At 67.6% G+C, this 16,204-nt stretch carries 14 protein-coding genes; all 14 read left to right on the top strand.

The window, feature by feature from the left end:
- The first annotated feature begins 37 nt into the window (after positions 1 to 37).
- Genes AC1DEK_RS14565 through AC1DEK_RS14500 form a run of 14 tightly spaced genes read left to right on the top strand, consistent with a single transcriptional unit; the run spans position 38 to position 16,176 of the window.
- Positions 38 to 1,594 (top strand): ABC transporter substrate-binding protein, encoded by a 1,557-nt coding sequence (locus tag AC1DEK_RS14565; RefSeq protein WP_478125962.1) that lies wholly within the window; start codon positions 38 to 40, stop codon positions 1,592 to 1,594.
- The gene (locus AC1DEK_RS14560; RefSeq protein ID WP_478125961.1) at positions 1,585 to 3,327 is read left to right on the top strand and encodes an AMP-binding protein; all 1,743 of its coding nucleotides are present in this window, start codon (positions 1,585 to 1,587) and stop codon (positions 3,325 to 3,327) included. The genes AC1DEK_RS14565 and AC1DEK_RS14560 overlap by 10 nt, the downstream gene beginning before the upstream one ends.
- Entirely contained in the window at positions 3,324 to 4,241 is a 918-nt protein-coding gene (locus AC1DEK_RS14555; RefSeq protein WP_478125960.1) for an ABC transporter permease, read from the top strand. The genes AC1DEK_RS14560 and AC1DEK_RS14555 overlap by 4 nt, the downstream gene beginning before the upstream one ends.
- Positions 4,234 to 5,157, top strand: coding sequence for an ABC transporter permease (locus AC1DEK_RS14550; RefSeq protein ID WP_478125959.1), 924 nt, complete (start codon positions 4,234 to 4,236; stop codon positions 5,155 to 5,157). Before AC1DEK_RS14555 ends, AC1DEK_RS14550 begins: the two co-directional genes overlap by 8 nt.
- Before the next feature lie 5 nt (positions 5,158 to 5,162).
- Positions 5,163 to 6,227 (top strand): ABC transporter ATP-binding protein, encoded by a 1,065-nt coding sequence (locus AC1DEK_RS14545; RefSeq protein WP_478125958.1) that lies wholly within the window; start codon positions 5,163 to 5,165, stop codon positions 6,225 to 6,227.
- Positions 6,224 to 7,309, top strand: coding sequence for an ABC transporter ATP-binding protein (locus AC1DEK_RS14540; protein ID WP_478125957.1), 1,086 nt, complete (start codon positions 6,224 to 6,226; stop codon positions 7,307 to 7,309). Before AC1DEK_RS14545 ends, AC1DEK_RS14540 begins: the two co-directional genes overlap by 4 nt.
- Positions 7,306 to 8,472: an acyl-CoA dehydrogenase family protein gene (locus tag AC1DEK_RS14535; RefSeq protein ID WP_478125956.1), complete on the top strand. Its 1,167-nt coding sequence runs from the start codon at positions 7,306 to 7,308 to the stop codon at positions 8,470 to 8,472. Before AC1DEK_RS14540 ends, AC1DEK_RS14535 begins: the two co-directional genes overlap by 4 nt.
- 5 nt (positions 8,473 to 8,477) lie before the next feature.
- Positions 8,478 to 9,647, top strand: a complete 1,170-nt coding sequence (locus tag AC1DEK_RS14530; RefSeq protein WP_478125955.1) for an acyl-CoA dehydrogenase family protein — start codon at positions 8,478 to 8,480, stop codon at positions 9,645 to 9,647.
- A complete protein-coding gene (locus tag AC1DEK_RS14525) occupies positions 9,644 to 10,807 on the top strand; it encodes a thiolase family protein (protein ID WP_478125954.1) in 1,164 nt (387 codons plus the stop codon). The genes AC1DEK_RS14530 and AC1DEK_RS14525 overlap by 4 nt, the downstream gene beginning before the upstream one ends.
- Positions 10,808 to 10,832: 25 nt before the next feature.
- Positions 10,833 to 11,303, top strand: a complete 471-nt coding sequence (locus tag AC1DEK_RS14520; RefSeq protein ID WP_478125953.1) for an FAS1-like dehydratase domain-containing protein — start codon at positions 10,833 to 10,835, stop codon at positions 11,301 to 11,303.
- Entirely contained in the window at positions 11,300 to 11,719 is a 420-nt protein-coding gene (locus AC1DEK_RS14515; RefSeq protein ID WP_478125952.1) for a MaoC family dehydratase, read from the top strand. The genes AC1DEK_RS14520 and AC1DEK_RS14515 overlap by 4 nt, the downstream gene beginning before the upstream one ends.
- A gap of 19 nt (positions 11,720 to 11,738) precedes the next feature.
- Positions 11,739 to 13,403 (top strand): AMP-binding protein, encoded by a 1,665-nt coding sequence (locus AC1DEK_RS14510; protein ID WP_478125951.1) that lies wholly within the window; start codon positions 11,739 to 11,741, stop codon positions 13,401 to 13,403.
- Positions 13,400 to 15,013: a rhodanese-like domain-containing protein gene (locus AC1DEK_RS14505; RefSeq protein ID WP_478125950.1), complete on the top strand. Its 1,614-nt coding sequence runs from the start codon at positions 13,400 to 13,402 to the stop codon at positions 15,011 to 15,013. Before AC1DEK_RS14510 ends, AC1DEK_RS14505 begins: the two co-directional genes overlap by 4 nt.
- Positions 15,010 to 16,176 (top strand): acyl-CoA dehydrogenase family protein, encoded by a 1,167-nt coding sequence (locus AC1DEK_RS14500; protein WP_478125949.1) that lies wholly within the window; start codon positions 15,010 to 15,012, stop codon positions 16,174 to 16,176. Before AC1DEK_RS14505 ends, AC1DEK_RS14500 begins: the two co-directional genes overlap by 4 nt.
- Positions 16,177 to 16,204 lie beyond the last annotated feature (28 nt).

Here is a 16,204-nt window from a genome sequence, read left to right as displayed (position 1 = left end):
GAAATAGCCATTGCGCCGTTGCGCCGGAAATCCATCCATGTCGTTTCCCGATTTCTCTTTCTCCCTACGCGCGGCAGCATGGGCTGCCGTGGCGGCTTCCTTCACCCTGATGGCGAGCCCGGCCCTTGCGATTGACGGCAAGCCCGCGGTGGACCGCGACACGGTGGTCTTCGGCATCGGCAAGGAGATCGGCAACCTCGACGGGCAGGTCGCCGCCACCGGCGATTCGCAGCGCTATGGCTTCCAGCTGTATGACACGCTCTATGCGTTCGACCTCAAGGGCAACCTGCAGCCGAGCGTCGCCACGGCGGTGAAGATCTCCGACGATGGGCTGACCTACACCTTCACGCTGCGCAAGGACGTGAAGTTCCACAACGGCGCGCCGCTCACCTCGAAGGACGTGAAGTACTCGATGGAGCGAATTCTCCAGCCGGAGATCAAAAGCACGCGCCGCCCCTACTTCGTGAACCTCATCGACAAGGTCGAGACTGCCGGCGATACGACGGTCGTCTTTCACCTCAAGCGCGCGGACGGCGCCTTCGTGAACAAGCTGGCGGGCTACCTGTTGCTGGTGCCCAAGGAATACACCGAGTCGCTCCCGAATCCCGAAGCCTTTGCGCGTGCGCCGGTCGGCTCGGGGCCCTACAAGTTCGTGTCGCAGAAGATCGGCCAGTCGGTCGAGCTGGAACGCTTCGACGGCTACTGGGGCCCGAAGCCGGGCATCAAGCGGCTGGTCTTCAAGCTGATCCCCGACGCGTCGAGCCGTGTCAACGCCATCGTCTCGGGTGAGGCCGACATCGTCGACTACGTGCCCACCGCCGATGCGCAGCGCTTGCGCGGCAATGCGGGCCTGATCGTGAAGCCGGTGCCGGTCGGCAGCCCGCTGGCGGTACGGCTCTACTCGAACGTGCCCGGCACGCCCCTGTCCAAGCAGAAGGTGCGGCTGGCGCTCAACCATGCGCTGGACACCAACGCGATCATCAAGAACGTGCTTCACGGGATCGGCGCGCCGTTGGGCTCGTACATCTCCGCGTCCTATCCGTATGGCGCGGATCCCGCGCTCAAGCCCTACACCTACGACCCCGCGCTCGCCAAGCGCCTGCTGACCGAGGCCGGCTACCCGAAGGGGTTCGACAGCGAGCTGCTGTGCCCGAGCGACATCCCGAAGGATCTGTGCGAAGTGATCTCGGCGTACTGGTCGGCCATCGGCGTGCGCGCCAGCGTCAAGGTCATGGACTACACCGCATGGAGCCGTCTCAACAACACCCACAAGGGCGGGCCGATGTCGATGATGCAGTTCTCCAACGCCATCTACGACCCGATCCATCCGATCCTCGGCGCCGCCAGCAAGGACGGCTCCTGGTCGGACTACAGCAATCCCGAAGTGGAGAAGCTGATCGCCGAAGCCGACGCGGAGAGCGACCGCGCCAAGCGCGACCAGCTCTTCCGCAAGATCGGCCACGTGCTGCACGACGACGGACATGCCGTGCTGCTGACCGAGCTCTACTACACCTTTGCACAGGACGCCAAGCTCGAATGGGCCCCGCAGACCGGGAGCGGCTACTACAACCTGCGCAACGTGCGATGGAAGTGAGCGCAGTGATCGACAGCCCCTCCCTCGCGCGCGATGCCGCGCTGGAACAGCCTTGGCTCGGGCGTTCCTTCGCCGACGCGCTGGCCCATGGCGAAGCCGTGCACGGCGACCGCGAAGCGCTCGTCTATGGCAACGAGCGCTACAGCTTCGCGCAGGTCGCCGCACGGGTACGCGCCTTTGCGCGCGGCCTGATCGAGCTGGGCGTGCAGCCGGGCGAGCACGTGGCTCTCTGGATGAGCGACCGGCCCGAATGGCTTGTCGCGCGCTGGGCTGTGCCGTTGATCGGCGCCGTGCTGGTGCCGGTGAACACGCGCTTTCGCGACAACGACGTCAGCTATGTGCTCGCGCAATCGGACTGCGTGACGCTGATCATGCAGGACGAGGCGCGCGGCACCCGCTACTTCGACATCCTCGCCAAGGTCGTTCCGGACTACGAGACGCAGCCGCAGGGCGCATGGTCCACCAGCGCCCTGCCGGCGCTGCGCCGGGTCATCGCACTGTGCACCGCGTCGCCGGCACCCGAAGGCATGCGGGGCTTCCAGGGCGTTGAAACGCTGGGCCGGCGCCGACTGGCCGAGGCCGATGCGAGCGACGGCATGGACGAGCGCCTGCGGGCTCGCGCCGCGGCAGTGCGCGGCTCGGACGTCGCACAGATCCTCTACACCTCGGGGACCACGTCATTCCCGAAGGGCGCCATGGTGTGCCACGGTCCGCTGCTGCAGAACAACTACTACGCCAGCACCTGCCTCGCGCTGACGCCGGCGGACCGCTACCTGTCATGCGTGCCGCTGTTCTCCGCGACCGGCACCTTCTATACGCTGGCGACCTGGTTCTCGGGCGCAACCATGGTGATCGTCGACCACTTCGAGCCGCGCCTGTTCTGCGAGACGGTGGAGCGCGAACGCATCACGCTGAGCTTCTTCGTCGAGACCATCGTGCAGGACCTGCGGGCCTTCGCGGACATCGGCCGCTATGAGCTCTCCAGCCTGCGTACGGGCACCGGTGCGCCGCTGCCGACGGATTCCTTCCTGTGGCTCACCAACGTCATTGGCATACCGCAACTGGTGAGCGCCTACGGGATGTCCGAGACCTCCAATGCGGTGGTGCGCACGCGCTGCAGCGATCCGCTGGACAAGCGTGCCGGCACGAACGGTCGCCCGGTCGAGGGGGTTCGCATCCGCATTGCCGACGTGGAGACCAACCAGACGCTGCCCAGCGGCACGGTCGGGGAGATCTGCATCGCCGGCTACGTGCTCATGAAGGGCTACTACAAGCGTCCCGAAGAAGACGCCAAGGCTTTCGACGCCGAAGGCTGGCTGCACAGCGGCGACCTGGGCGAGCTGGATGCGGAGGGCTATCTCATCTATCGCGGGCGGGTCAAGGAAATGATCAAGCCCGGGGGCTTCAACGTGGCCACGCAGGAGATCGAGGTGTTCCTCAAGACCTACCCGGGCGTGCGCGAGGCGGTGGTGGTGGGCGTGCCGGACCGGCGCCTGGGCGAGGTGGGCTATGCCTACATCGAGGCGCGTCCGGGCGTGACGCTGGAGGCAGCGCAGCTGCAGGCGTACTGCAAGGCATCGATCGCCAGCTACAAGGTGCCCAGGCACGTGGAGTTCGTGACCAGCTGGCCGCTCACGGGCAGCCAGAAGATCCGCAAGCTCGAGCTCAAGGCCAGGGCACAGGCCACGCTCGACCAAGCAGCGGCGAGCGCGCGCGAGGAGGCAAACCGGTGATCCACTACATCCTGCGGCGTCTCGGCCAGTCAGCGATCACCGTGCTGCTGGTGACGCTGATCATCTTCGTGATCGTTCGCCAGGTGGGCGACCCGACCCACCTGATGCTGCCCCCCGAAGCCACGGACGCCGACCGCGCGCTGCTGCGCACTCAGATGGGCCTCGATCGTCCGGTGGTGGTCCAGTACGGCGCCTACCTGCTCGACCTGCTTCGCGGCAACCTCGGGATGTCGTACCGCTTCTCGCGACCGGCGCTCGGCGTCGTCATGGACGCGCTCGGCCCGACACTGTTGCTGACGCTGACCTCGCTGGGGTTGGCCGTGGCCGTCGGCGTGCCGCTCGGCGTCGCCGCCGCGGTGCGCCGCGACAGCTGGATCGACCAGTTCTCCAAGGTCTTTGCCGTGCTGGGGCAGGCGGCGCCGCCGTTTCTCTTCAGCCTGCTTTTCATCCGGCTCTTCGCGATCCAGCTCGGATGGCTGCCGACCGGCGGCTACGGCCGCTCCGTCAATCTCATCCTTCCGGCGATGGCGCTCGGCTGGTATTCGTCCGCCGGGATCATGCGTCTGACGCGGTCGTCGATGACAGAAGTGCTCGACTCCGAATACATCAAGCTGGCACGCATCAAGGGCGTGCCCGAGCGGGTGATCGTCTACCGGCATGCGCTGCGCAATGCGCTGCTGCCGGTCATCACCTTCATCTCGCTGCAGTTCGGCGTGCTGATGGGCGGCGCCGTCTCGGTCGAGTTCGTGTTTGCCTGGCCGGGGGTGGGGCGCCTGATCCTCGAGTCGATCTCCAATCTGGACTACACGGTCGTGCAAGCGGCCGTGACCGTCGGGGCCCTGATTTTCACCAGCGTCAACCTGGCCGTGGACATCGTCTACGCCACCATCGATCCGAGGATCCGCTATGCATGAAGTCCCCTCCACGGCCGCGGTCCCCGCGGGACGGCCCCAGGTGCACCGAAGGCCGGCCGATGTGCGCGTCGAGCTTCCCACGACCGGCTCGCGCAGCATGTTCCTGTCGCGCCTGCAGTTTGGCGTCGCCGCCTTCCTGGCCCTGGTGCTGATCGCATTCGCCCTCTTTCCCGGCTTCTTCGCGCCACAGGATCCGGCGGCGATCTCGCTGTCGGCGACCCTCAAGCCACCGTCGGCCGAGCACTGGTTCGGCACCGACCAACTGGGCCGCGACATGCTGTCGCGCACCATCTGGGGCTCGCAGGTCTCGCTCTTCGTCGCACTGTGCGCCGTGCTGGTCGCCGGCCTCTTCGGCGGGCTGCTGGGCATCGCGGCAGGCTATCTCGGCGGCGTGGCCGATGCTGTCGCCATGCGGCTGGCCGACATCCAGCTTGCGCTGCCCGCGGTGATCCTCGCGCTGGTGCTGGTCGGCGCGATCGGGTTCTCGATGTTCAACCTGATCCTCGTTCTGAGCCTGGCGAACTGGGCGCGCTTCGCACGCGTCACCCGCAGCGAGGCCCTGAGCCTGAGAGAGCGCGACTTCGTCCTGCTGGCGCGGCTGGCCGGCGCCTCGCGGCTGCGCATCATCCTTCAGCACATCTCGCCGAACGTGATCAACACCTTCATCGTGCTCGCCACGCTGGACGTAGGCATCATCGTCATCCTGGAGGCCACGCTGAGCTTCCTCGGACTCGGCGTGCAGCCGCCCACCGCGTCGTGGGGCTCGATGATCGCCGACGGCCGCGGCTACCTCGAAACCGCCTGGTGGATCTGCGGCATCCCGGGCATGGTCCTCATGCTCGCGGTGGTTTCGGCCAACCTGCTGGGCGATGCGCTGCGCGACTGGCTCAGCCCCAACCTGACCCGGGCATGGTGAACGACGTGCAGCCACTTCTCGAGGCCCGCAATCTCACCACCATGCTGCGCAGCCGCCAGGCCGCGGGGCGCGGCGGCGCCGGTGTCGTCACTGCCGTCGACAACGTGAGCCTGAAGGTCGGCGCCGGCCGCGCACTCGCGATCGTGGGCGAATCCGGTTCCGGCAAAAGCATCACGTGCCTGTCGATGCTCGGACTGCTGCCCTCCAACGGGCGCCTCGTGCAAGGCGAGGTGCTGTTCAAGGGCCGCGACCTGGCCCGCATGTCGCAAGCCGATCTTCAGAAGGTGCGCGGCCGCGAGATCGGAATGATCCTGCAGGATGCGATGACCTCGCTGAACCCGCTCTTCACCATCGGCGACCAGGTGTCGGAGGTGTTCCGCTACCACCAGGGCATCACCGATCGCGCGACCCTCAAACGCAAGTGCATCGAGGTGCTGGAGAAGGTCAAGATCCCCGCTGCCGAAGAGCGCCTCAACAGCTATCCGTTCCAGTTCAGCGGCGGCATGCGCCAGCGCGTGTCGATCGCGATCAACATCGCCCTGTCGCCGGACCTGCTGGTCTGCGACGAGCCCACGACCGCGCTCGACGTCACGGTGCAGCTGCAGATCCTCAACCTGCTGCGCGATCTGCAGCGCGAGCAGAACATGTCGATCGTGTTCGTCACGCACGACCTTCATCTCGCGGCGCAGTTCTGCGACGACGTGGCGATCATGTATGGCGGTCGCATCGTCGAATCCGGACCGATCCGCGATGTCTTCGAGCGGCCGGTGCATCCCTACACGGTCGGCTTGCTGCAGGCGGTGCCATCGCTGGGGGCCTACGAGCGCCGGTTGGCCGCCATACCGGGCCAGCAGCCGACGCTCGCGCGCCTGCCCGAGGGCTGCCGCTTCCAGCCGCGCTGCAAGTTCGCCGTGCCGCAGTGCGCCACGCAATACCCCGACTGGTTCGAGTGGAACGAGGGCGAACGCCGGGTGGCCTGCTGGCTCACCGAGCAGCGACTGGGCGCCTACGAATCGCCGGCGCCTGCCGCCGCACGTCACGCCGAAGCACTGCAGGAGGTCGGGCGATGAAGCGCATGGAAGACGGCGCGGCCGACGCCTACCTGAAGGTCCGCGACCTGCGCAAGGTCTACCAGATCCGCCGCGGCCTCTTCGGCCGGGCGCGGCCGTTGCAGGCGGTGGCGGGCGTGAGCTTCGATGTCCCTGCCGGCACCACCTTCGGGCTCGTTGGCGAGTCGGGTTCGGGCAAGACCACCATCGCCAAGATGCTCATGCTGGCGGAGCCGCCGACTTCGGGATCGATCGAAGTGGATGGCCAGAACCTCGATGGATTGAGCAAAGCCGAGCGCGATCGCTTCCATCTGGCGCTCCAGCCGGTGCTGCAAGACCCGTACAGCTCGCTCAATCCGCGCATGCGTATCGGCCGGATCATCGACGAACCGTTGCGCATCCATCGCGTTCTGGGTAGCGGCGAGCGGGACGCACGGGTTCGCGAGCTTCTGGAGCTGGTCGGCCTGCCCGGCGATGCCGGACGGCGCTTTCCCCATGAGCTTTCGGGCGGCCAGCGCCAGCGGGTTTCGATCGCACGCGCGCTCGGCCTGAACCCGCGCTGCATGATCCTGGACGAGCCCGTCTCCGCGCTCGACGTCTCCATCCAGGCGCAGATCCTGAATCTCCTGAAGGACCTGCAGCAGCGCCTGGCCCTGACCTACCTGCTGATCTCGCACGATCTTGCCGTGGTGGCCTACATGAGCCAGCGCATCGGTGTCCTGTACCTCGGGCAGTTCATGGAGATCGCCGACACCGCGGACATCGTCGAGAACCCGCGGCATCCGTACACCCGCGCGTTGATTGCATCGGTCGATTCCCGCGGCGCGCAGCGCGACGGCGAAGCGCCCGTGTCCGGCGAGATCCCGTCGCCGATGAATCCGCCGAGCGGCTGCCCCTATCACACGCGCTGCCCGCAAGCGACCGAACGCTGCGCGGCCGAGAAGCCCGTGCTGCGCACGCTGGCCCCGGGTCACTGGGTCGCCTGCCACTACGCCGAAACCCTGGTGCCGATGCGAGGGGCGACCGCCAGCCCTCGCGCGGTGCCGCCATCCGAAGTCCTGCCCGCCGGCGAAAGCCGTCCCCAACAAAAGGAAATCTCATGACATTCGATGCCCATGCCGTGCTCGACACGCCGCTGTTCAAGAAGCTCGACGAACTCGCAAAAACCAAGTTTCGCGAGCGCGAGCGCAAGACGCACGAAGAGGCATCCATGCCGATGGAAAACCTCCAGGACCTCTGGGACCTCGGCCTGCTGACGGCCACGGTGCGCCGCGATCACGGCGGTCTCGGCAGCAATGTCATGTCCGGCGATCCCGCGACCTTTCTGCAGGGCATCCGCACGGTGGCTCGCGGATCGCCGGGCACCGCGCACTGCATGCAAGTGCAGAACCACGTGGCGTGGGCCATCGACGAGATCGGGACGACCGAGCAGCGCGAGATGTTCGTGAAGCCGATGACCCGGTCGATGAAGCTTTCGTCCTTCGTCGGCAGCGAAGCCAACCGCAAGCACATGTACGTGCTGAAGACCACAGCCAAGCCGGTGGATGGCGGCTACATCGTCAACGGCAGCAAGAACTACGCGACCAACGGCTTCGAGAACGGCCTGGCGATCATCTTCGCCACCATCGAGGGCGAGACCGAGTACTTCAAGGGCCACCTGATGGTGATCGTCGAGCCCGGCATGAAGGGCGTCACCGCCAACCACGACTGGTACCGCCCGACGGGCATGCGCGCCTGTCCGAGTCCCGAGATCTACCTGGACAACGTCTTCATCCCACACACGCACGTGCTGGGCGAACCCGGTGCCTATCCCAAGGGGCGCTGGCAGGGGCGGTTCCACCTGGGCTTCGCGGCCAACTACCTGGGCGCCATCGAAGGCGCCTACGAGTGGGTAATGAAGGGCCTGAGGGAGCGCGGACGCGGAAAGGATCCGCTCGTGCAGCTGCGCGTGGGCGAAACGCAGACGATGCTGCACGGCGCGCAGGTGGTCTTCGAAGACGCACTGGCCTCCTGGACCCGCGGTGATGTGCAGGCAGCGGAGCTGGCATCCATGAAGGCGAAATCGATCTGCGCCCATGCGGCCCTCACGATGTCGCACACCCTGATCATGCTGGCCGGCTCGACCGCCCTCTTCGACGAATTCCCGCTCGGACGCCTGGTGCGCGACCTGGACACGCACGTGCTGCACGTCGGCCATGACCGCACCGCGCAGATCATCGGCGCCGCGGAACTCGGCGAGACCTTCGACTCCACACTGCAGCGCTGATCCCCATGGATTTTCAGATCACCCCCTCGCAGCGCGAGATGATGGCGGCCACCGAGAAGCTCTGCCGCCAGCTCCTTCCCCTGGCTCACGAGGCCCATGCCAAGGGTACGGCCGACGCGATGAACAGCCTGCGCCGCGAGATGGCCAGGCACGGCTTGCTCGGGCTCAACCTTCCGTCGGCCTACGGCGGCCTCGACATGCCGCTCCTGGACACCCTGCTGCTCCTGCAGGTGGTGCAGAGCGTCGATTCGACGATGGGTGGATTGACGCATCGCACCTCGACAGGCGCCGTGGGCGCGGTGCTCGAGATCGGCAACGAGGAACACAAGCGGGTCTTCGTCGGCGGCGTCGCGCGCGGCGAGATCGGCATCAGCATCGGCATCACCGAGCCCGAGGCCGGTTCGGCGGCCACAGCCATGCGCACGCGCGCTCGCATCGACGGCGACGACGTGGTCATCAACGGACAGAAGATTTTCATCAGCGCCGCCCGCGACAACCATGCGACGCTGCTGTACTGCCGCTTCGGCAACACGGGCCGCGCAAGCGACATCGGCGCCTTGCTGCTGCCGCACGACGCACCGGGCCTGACGATCTCGTCCGGCACCGTGAACATGGCCGGCGAGCGCCAGTACGAGCTCTTCTTCAGCGACTGCCGGGTGCCGCGCGCCAACATCCTCGCAGAGGGCAATGCCTTCGGCAAGCTCATCAGCGTCTACAACGTCGAGCGTCTCGGCAGCATCGCACGCATGCTGGGATCGGCCCAGGCGTCCTACGAGTACGCGCTGTCGTACGTCAAGGAGCGCAAGCAGTTCGGCCGCGAACTCGCCGACTTCCAGGGGCTGCAGTGGATGCTGGCCGAGATGAAGGTCAAGCTCGAAGCCGCCCAGCTGCTGACCTGGCGCGCCGCCGCGAACACCGCGGCCGGGCTGCCGTCGCCGCTGGAGACCTCGGTCGCCAAGGTCTATGTCGCGCAGGCCGCCAAGGAAATCTGCGACGACGCGATCCAGCTCCTCGGCGGCTACGGGTACATGACCGAATACCCGGTGGAAGGCCGCTACCGCGAAGTGCGAGGCGGCTCCATCTACGGCGGCACGCTGCAGATCCACAAGAACATGATCGCCAGCCACATCCTCCAGCGCAAGAACAGCCAGTGGGCCGGAAAGGGCGGCGAATGAGCATCCGACTGGACGACCGCGAACCGGTGATCGTCGATGCGCTGCGCACCCCCGTGGGCCGCCGCGGCGGTGCACTGCAGGAGATGCACGCCTCCGCGCTGCTGGCCCAGGTGCTGGTGGCGCTGTGCGATCGCAACGGCGTGCCGCGCGAGCGTGTGGACGACGTCGTCGCGGGCTGCGCCGCGCAGGTCGGCGAGCAGGCGGGCAATGTTGCCCGCACCGCCTTGCTGATGGGGGGCTTCCCGTTCAGCGTGCCCGGCGTGACAGTCACTCGCGCCTGCGGGTCATCCCAGCAGGCGGTTCACTTTGCCGACAACCTGATTCGCAGCGGGGTATGCGACGTGGTGCTCGCCGGGGGCGTCGAGCTGATGTCGCACACGGCAGGCGGCAACGACGACACGAAGTACGGCCGCAGGTATCCCGCGGATCTGGTCGAGCGTCTTTCCATGCCGACGATGGGCGAGGCGGCGGAGCGGATTGCAGAGCGCTGGAAGCTGGAGCGTGCCTGGCTCGACGAACTGTCCCTGCGCAGCCACGCGCTCGCGGCGGCGGCGCAGGACGCCGGACACTTGGCAACGCAACTGCTGCCCGTGGCCCTTGCCAACGGGGAGCGGCTCCAGGCGGACGAGGGAGTACGCAGAGGCGGGACGCCCGAGAAGATGGCGTCGCTGCAGCCTGCCTTTCGTAGCGATGGCCGCATCACCGCGGGCAATTCGAGCCAAGTCTCCGACGGCGCCGCGGGCCTGCTGCTGATGACCGCCGCTAAGGCGCGCGAGTTCGGGCTGCGTCCCCGCGCGCGGCTCAAGGCGCAACGGGTGGTCGGCGTCGACCCCGAGATCATGCTCACGGGGCCCATTCCGGCCACGCGACAGATCCTCGAACGCTCGGGGCTGTCGGTGGCCGACATCGATCTCTTCGAGATCAACGAAGCCTTCGCGTCGATTCTCGGTTCATGGCTGGCGGACATCGAGGCGCCGCTGGACAAGGTGAACGTCAACGGCGGATCGATCGCGATCGGCCATCCGCTGGGCTCCACCGGCGCGCGCCTCATGACCAACCTGATCTGCGAACTCGAACGCCGCGGCGGCCGGTACGGGCTGCAGTCCATGTGCTGCGGCGGCGGACTCGGGACGGCGACCATCGTCGAGCGCCTCGATTGATCGTGGCGCCGCCAAGGAGACCTGCATGACGGAAATCGACCGCAGCCTGATCGGCCAACTCTCGGAGCCTTTCACGGTGGAGGTGGAGGCCGGCGCGATCCGCAAGTTCGCGGATGCCATCGGAGATCCCAACCCGCTCTATCGCGATGCTGCCCACGCGCAGGCGCTGGGCTACGCAAACGTGGTCGCGCCGCCCACCTTCCCGACCTGTTTCCGGCCGCCGAAGGAGCCGCCCTGGTTCGCAGCGCTGGACCGGCGCCGCGTGGTCGCGGGCCAGACGTCCTTCGACTACGTGCGCCCTATCGTCGCCGGCATGCGCCTGAGCTGCCGCGTGCGCTTCGTCGGCGTCGAGGACAAGCAGGGCAGCAAGGGCCACATGGAGCTGCTGCACCAGGCCGTCGAAGGGCGCGACGAGAACGGCGAACTGGTCTTCACCGCGGGGCGCAGCACGGTCTACCGTTCGCTCGCGCAGGTCGAGAAGCGGAGCCTTGCATGAGCCAGGCACAGAGTGATCTCGCGATTGGCAGTCGCTTCGAGCTCACGACCGAGCCCGTGACCCGGCAACAGCTGGTGCGCTATGCCGGCGCATCGGACGACTACAACCCGATCCACTACGACGAGCAATACGCGGCCGATGCCGGGTTGGGCGGCGTGATCGCGCATGGCATGTTGACCATGGCATTCATGGCGCGGGCCGCCAGCGACTGGGCCGGCGCGGGCGGCCAGGTGCGCCGGATCGCCGCGCGCTTCACGGCGCCCGTGCGGCCGGGCGATGCAGTGCACGTGGTGGGCGTGATCACCGGAATCGGCGAGGCGGATTCGGCCGGCGAAGTGCAGTGCCGCATCGATGCCGACGTCGCAGGCCGGGCCGTCGCATCCGGCGAAGCGACATTGAAGCCGGGCCGGCGCTGACTCCGCAGAGCGCGTGTCCATGACTCTCCCGAACGCATCTCTCAACTGGCGCCAGTGCACCTTCGGCGATGCACTGCTGTGGGCGGCATCGGCGCATCGCGGCCGCGAGGCCGTCGTGGTCGGTGCGCAGCGCATCGACTTCGCCACGCTCGCAGCGCGGGTCTGCGCCTTCGCACGCGGCCTGATCGAGTGCGGCGTGGTGCGTGGAGACAAGGTGGCGCTCTGGATGGGCGACGGCGCCGAGTGGATGATCGCGCGCTGGGCGGTGCCCATGATCGGGGCTGTGCTGGTGCCGGTGAACACGCGTTTCCGTGCGTCCGATCTTGAATACGTTCTGGCGCAGTCGGACACGTCGACGCTGATCATGCAGGACGCATCGCGCGGGGTGGCCTACCTGCCGCTGCTGGCGCAGCTCGAACCGGCCTGGGCCGATCAGCCCCTCGGTGCCTGGCGCAGCGCGCGATTGCCGATGCTGCGGCGCGTGATTGCAGCCGCCCCCACTGTGCTGGCAGCGGGGATCTCGCCTTTCGAGAGCATCGAGCGGGCCGGACACGAGCGGCTCGGCGGGGCTGCCATGGACGAAGTCCTGCGCGCCGCGATGGCCGCGGTGGGCCCCGACGACGTTGCGCAGATCCTCTATACCTCCGGCACCACGTCGTTTCCAAAGGGCGCACAGGTGTGCCACGGACCGCTGCTGCAGAACAACTGGCAGACCGTTTCGCGCATGCACCTCACGCCGGCGGATCGCTATCTTTCGTGTGTGCCGCTGTTCTCGGCGACCGGCACGGGCTACACACTGTCGATGCTTCTGGCGGGCGCCGCCATCGTCATCGTCGATCGCTTCGAGCCTCGCAGCTTCTGCGAAATGGTCGAACGCGAGCGCATCACGATCAGCTTCTTCGTCGACACCATCGTGCAGGACCTGATGGCCTTCGAAGACCGTGGCCGCTACGACCTCTCCAGCCTGCGCACCGGCACGGGCGCGCCGCTGTCGAAGGGCTCTTTCCTGTGGGCCACGCACACGCTCGGCGTGCCGGAACTGGTCGGTGTCTTCGGCATGTCCGAGACGTCGAATGCCGTGTGCCGGACGGACTGCAGCGATCCGCTGGACCAGCGTGCCGGCACGAACGGTCGCCCGGTCGAGGGGGTTCGCATCCGCATTGCCGACGTCGAGACGAACCAGACGCTGCCCAGCGGCACGGTCGGGGAGATCTGCATCGCCGGCTACGTGCTCATGAAGGGCTACTACAAGCGCCCCGAAGAAGACGCCAAGGCTTTCGATGCCGAAGGCTGGCTGCACAGCGGCGACCTGGGCGAGCTGGATGCGGAGGGCTATCTCATCTACCGCGGGCGGGTCAAGGAAATGATCAAGCCCGGGGGCTTCAACGTGGCCACGCAGGAGATCGAGGTTTTCCTCAAGACCTACCCGGGCGTGCGCGAGGCCGTGGTGGTGGGCGTGCCGGACCGGCGCCTGGGCGAGGTGGGCTATGCCTATATCGAGGCGCGTCCGGGCGTGACGCTGGATGCAGCGCAGTTGCAGGCGTACTGCAAGGCATCGATCGCCAGCTACAAGGTGCCCCGGCACGTGGAGTTCGTGACCAGTTGGCCGCTCACGGGCAGCCAGAAGATTCGCAAGCTCGAACTCAAGGCCAGGGCGCAGGCCACGCTGGAGAAGGCCGCATGACCGCGCAGTGCGTCTCCATCGCGCAGTGGGAGGCGAGCTCGCCGGAGGCGGGGCACTTCGGCCACTTCGCCCTCTTCGACATCCGCGACCCGGTCGAGTACGAACGCGGACACATCCCTGGCGCCAGCACATTGCCGCGCCGGCGCATCGAATTCCGCATCGCCGAACTCGTGCCGGACCGCGACACGCCGATCCTGGTCTACGGCGAGGCCGATGCGCGTGCCGCCCTGGCCGCCGACACGCTCGCCTCGCTCGGCTATACGCGCATCCGCTGGCTGCAGGACGGCCTTGCGGCATGGCGCGCCGCGGGCCGCGCACTTGCCAACGGAACCAACGTGCCGAGCAAGCGTTTCGGCGAGCAGGTGCAGCACGCGTGCGCGGTGCCCGCCATCGATGCCGCCACACTGCTGCGGTGGCAGGCCGAGGGACGCCGCATCGCCGTGTGCGACGTGCGCACGCCCGAGGAGCATGCGCAGGGCTGCATTCCGCAGGCGCGGTCGCTTCCGAGTTTCGACATCGCCCTGCATGCCGCCGATCTCGCCCGGTCGGCCGACACGGTCGTGCTGCATTGCGCGGGCCGCACCCGCAGCATCATCGCCACGCGGACGCTGCGCGAACTGGGCATCGACAACGTGGTCGCGCTCGAGAACGGCACCATGGGCTGGCGCCTGGCGGGCCATGCGCTGGCCCAGGGATCGCATGGGATGCAGGCGCCGCCCTCCCCGGAAAGCCGCGCTCTTGCGGAACGCACGTCCGCCGTGCTTGCCCGCGACGCCGGTGTCCGGCGCATCGACGCCAATGTGCTGGTAGGACTGCTTGCCGACACAACGCGCAACCGCTATGTCTTCGATGTTCGCGGCGTGGCCGAGTTCGAGGCCGGACACATCGCGGGTTCGATCGCACTGCCCGGCGGCCAGGCGGCGCAGCGCGCGGACGACTTCATGCCGGTACGCGCCGCGCCGATCGTGCTCATCGACGAGGAAGAAGCCCGCGCCAATCTCACCGGCGCGTGGCTGCGCCGCATGGGCTTCGCGGACGTCGCGGTTCTGGCCCACGGGCTGCGCGGATGGCGGGATGCCGGCCTTCCGGTGGCGCGCGGTCGCCGTCCCGTCTCCGCAGCCATCCGCGAACCCGCCGCCATTCGATTGACGGTCGAGGCTTGCCTCGCGTGGCGCCGCGCACATCCGGAACTGCTCGTGATCGACGTCGACACCAGCGGGCACTTTCGCCGCGGCCATCTGCCCGATGCGCGCTGGATTCCACGCGGATGGCTCGAATTGCGCATCGGCGCGCTCGCGCCATCGACCGATGTGCCGGTGCTGGTGACCTGCGGCTCCGGCCAGCACGCGCCATGGGCCGCTGCCGCGCTGAGGCGAATGGGTCATGCGCAAGTCGCCTGTCTGGACGGCGGTACGCGCGCCTGGGCCGCTGCCGGACAGGCGCTGCACCGCGCCGAACTGGCGCCACAGGACGACGAGCTGCTCGCGCCTTATGAGCGAGGCGAACAGGCGATGCGCGACTACATCGACTGGGAAAAGCTGCTTGTGCCAATGGCGGCGCAAGACCCCGCCGCCCCACCTTCTGTCGATTCCACAAAGAGGCAAAGATGAACTTCAACTTCAGTCAATCGCAGCAGGATCTCTACGAGCTCGTCGGCTATCTCGCGCGCGAGCATTTCGCGGCGCGTGCCGCGCAAGCCGACGCGGCGCAGATCTTGCCGCTCCAGAACCTGAAGGATCTCCAGTCGCATGGCCTGCTGGGCCTGACCATCGCGCGCGAGCGCGGCGGCAAGGGCAGCGGCGTCATGGGCGAAGACCCGGTGCTCTATCTGCTGGCCATCGAACAGACCGCGCGCGTCGACCTGTCGACCGCGCATTGCCTGCACATCCACCTGCATGCCTGTCATTTCATCGACCAGGTCGGGACGCCCGAGCAGCGCCGAAGGTTGCTGGGGCCGGTGCTGCAGGATGGCGAACTCATCGGTGCCGTCGGCAGCGAGCCCGGCCGCACGGCGCGCGGCATGAACATGTTCAACACCATCGCGCAGCCGCTGCGCGATGGCTACGTGCTGAACGGACACAAGAACTACGCGACCCTGGCGACTGTGGCGGCCAACCTGATCGTCTTTGCGACGCTGCGCGGCTCGGAGCCCGCCGAAGGCAATGTGGCTATCGCGGTACCGAGCGAGGCCGAAGGGCTGCGCATCGCGGACGACACCTGGGACCCGGTCGGCATGCGCGCCGCCATCAGTCCGGACGTGCTGCTCGAGCAATGCTTCGTGGCGGGCGATCGGCTGATCGGGACACCCGGCGTCTATCCGCGCGAGCGCTGGCAGGCGCGGCACTATCTGTCGCTCTCGGCCCAGTACCTCGGTGCCTGCGAGGGCCTCTTCGACAGCCTGAGCGAGTACCTGCCGCGTCGCGGCACGGCCGGCGACGGGTTCACGCAACTGCGGCTGGGAGAAATCCGCGTGGCGATCGATTCCGTGCGCTGGCTTGTCTACCGTGCGGCCTGGCTCTGGACGCAGGGGGATTTGCAGCAGGCCGAACTGTTTTCGCTTGTCGCACGTCACCAGGCCACCGCTTGCGCGACCCTGGTGATGGACAAGGCCGCGCAGATCGCCGGCTCGCATGCGCTGACCGGACAGGGCCTCTTCCAGCGAATGATGCGCGACCTGCGCATCCACACGCTGCACTCCAACGTCGACAAGTCGGCGGCCACCATCGGCAAGTACCACCTCGGTCAGAGCTTCGACACGGGAGATCGCCTGTGAGGCGCCGCATCCACGACGCCGCCTGGAG

The sequence above is a fragment of the Variovorax sp. 10N420 genome (assembly GCF_056394705.1).
Note: the sequence above shows the minus strand (reverse complement) of the source record. Positions and strands in the feature narration are given on the sequence as shown.